1 protein-coding gene is annotated in these 678 nt (G+C 60.5%); it reads right to left on the minus strand.

All coding sequences use genetic code 11. From position 1 onward, the window contains the following. On the minus strand, positions 1-575 hold a 575-nt coding region (locus tag SxD43FB_RS23840; protein ID WP_096064177.1), incomplete at its 3' end, for an IS5 family transposase. Positions 576-678 lie beyond the last annotated feature (103 nt).

Genomic DNA, 678 nt, shown 5'->3' on the forward strand with positions numbered 1-678 from the left:
TAGCCGCCATCGGCAAAGACATGGCGCAGCCATGGAAAGCGGTGGATGATTTCACGCAGGACCAGCGGCGCGCCGTCGCGGTCCTGAATGTCGGCGGTATGGATCACCGCATGAACCAAATGGCCCTCGGTGTCGGTGAGGATGTGGCGCTTGCGCCCCTTGATTTTCTTGCCCGCGTCAAAGCCGCGAGGGCCACCACTTTCCGTTGTTTTCACGCTCTGACTATCGATCACGCCAGCACTGGGCGAAGCCTCGCGGCCCGTCGCTTCACGCGCCATCAACAGCAGGGTATGATTGAGCGAGAGCCACAGTTTGTTATCGCGCCACAGGTAAAACCAGCGCCGAACTGTCGAGACCGGCGGAAAGCAGGGCGGCAGCATTCGCCACGGCAGCCCCCCACGCAGCAGATACAGGATCGCCTCGACGATCCGTCGCAGCGGCCATTTGCGCGGACGGCCTACGTGGGAGGGTGGCGGCAAGAAAGGTTCGAGCACCGACCATTCGGCATCGGTCAAATCGCTTGGCAAAGTCAGTCCCGCGCGGGCATATTGCGCCCGAGTGGTATCGGTCCACATCGTTGATCTCCGGAAGTTTGTTGCAAAACCCCTGAATCAACGACTGCGGCAAGCGTCAAGCTAACCCGCTGATACCACTCAACTTAGTTTCGGATCGGGCTCT

The sequence above is a fragment of the Sphingobium sp. D43FB genome (assembly GCF_002312805.1).
Classification (GTDB): Bacteria; Pseudomonadota; Alphaproteobacteria; order Sphingomonadales; family Sphingomonadaceae; genus Sphingobium.